We start from the raw sequence: 1,734 nt of genomic DNA, 5'->3' as shown, positions 1-1,734 counted from the left end.
ACGACTCAACCTGCTCAACCGTCAACCCATAGGCACACAGTCAAGACAACGAACACCTACACCCACAGTCACGCCCAGATGCGGTTGCAGTACTAGCCCCAGGACGGATACGCCCGCTGGCCGGACTGCGGCACGAGGGCGACCGTACGTAGCGTCGGCGACATGAAATCCACCCACTTAGCAGGCACGCCACGGCCCGTGCTTCGCCGGCTGAACATCGGGACAGTCCTGGCCGTCCTGGCCACCGCCACTGCCACCGCCACCGCCACCGCCACTGCGACTGCGACTGCGACTGCGACTGCGACTGCGGCGACGACGGGAGCCGCCTCGGCGGACACGGTGCACCGAAGCGATCGCGGACGGCTCGTCTCCGTCCAGCAGACGACCACCCTGGCCGCGAAGGAGGATGCCGCCGCGGCACTGGCCGCCGCCGGGTATGACACGGGTACGGTCCGGTTCGGAGTGGACGCCTACCGGCTGGTGTACCGCACCGTGGACCCCAGCGGCCGGCCGATCACCGCCAGCGGACTGCTGGTGCTGCCCCGCGGCGGCGAACACGAGCTGCGGACGGTGTCATTCACCCACGGCACGGCCAGTCACCGCTCCGACGCCCCGTCCTCCATGGTCAAGGCCGGATTCGTGTCCTCACCCGCCATCACGTACGCGTCCGCCGGGTTCGCCGCCGTCGCCCCGGACTACATCGGCCTGGGCGCCGGCCCGGGACTCCACCCCTGGATGGACGTGCCGTCGGAGACCACCGCCTCCCTGGACATGCTCCGGGCAGCCCGCGCCTTTGTCCCGCGTACGGGCCGGACACTGGGACACGACGTGCTGGTCACCGGGTTCTCCCAGGGCGCCTCGGCGGCGATGGGACTCGCACGGGCACTCCAGGCCGGCGACGACCCGTGGTTCCGGCTCCAAGCCGTCGCACCGGTCAGCGGCGCCTACGACTTCCAGCACGCCGAACTGCCGGCACTGCTCAACGGCACTCTCGACCCGAAATCAAGCGTGCTGTACACGGCATACCTCCTTGTCGCCTGGAACCGGCTGCACCACCTCTACGACTCCCCCGACGAGGTCTTCCAAGCCCCGTACGACAGCACGGTCGAGACACTGTTCGACGGTTCACACACCGGCCCGCAACTCTTCGCCGGCACACCCGACACCATCGACGCACTGCTCACCCCACACGGCTTCGACATGCTGCGCCACCCAACCGGCCCGCTGGCCAAAGCACTTCGGGTGGCCGACAGCACCTGCGACTGGGCACCACACGTCCCGGTCCGCCTGTACACGGCCGACGCGGACGAACAGGCGGCCAACACCAACACCGACCACTGCGAGGCCACACTGCGATCGCACGGCGTGAACACGACGGTCATCGGCCTCGGCACCCCCGACTTCGCGGGCTCCAGACACCTCGGCTCCAACATCGCCGGCACGACGGCCATCGTGCACTGGTTCAGCCGACTGCGCTGACAACCCGCCGACCCGCCCCCGCCCGCAGGACAGGCCAGCCACCCGCATGCCGGCCACGACCCCGGGGCACACCCACCGGGAACACCCCACCCTGGACCCCGGGTCAGCCCGACCGCGGTCCGGGACGCCCCGAGGCGGCGGCGGGTAAGGCCGCGGACGCTCTGAGAGGGTGTTCGATAGGGGATTCCCCCCAACTGTCCGGCTTTGGCTCTTGCGGCATGGACTCGGTTCCAGGATCTCGTAGCGGCAGGGCCC

General features: G+C 69.7%; 1 protein-coding gene. It reads left to right on the top strand.

Annotated features, from left to right (window positions below; genetic code table 11):
- The first annotated feature begins 339 nt into the window (after positions 1-339).
- The gene (locus ACFWPI_RS39465) at positions 340-1,479 is read left to right on the top strand and encodes an alpha/beta hydrolase family protein (RefSeq protein ID WP_380381105.1); all 1,140 of its coding nucleotides are present in this window, start codon (positions 340-342) and stop codon (positions 1,477-1,479) included.
- Positions 1,480-1,734: the final 255 nt, after the last annotated feature.

Origin of the sequence: Kitasatospora sp. NPDC058492, from assembly GCF_042720685.1 — a bacterium.
Taxonomy (GTDB): domain Bacteria; phylum Actinomycetota; class Actinomycetes; order Streptomycetales; family Streptomycetaceae; genus Kitasatospora.
Note: the sequence above shows the minus strand (reverse complement) of the source record. Positions and strands in the feature narration are given on the sequence as shown.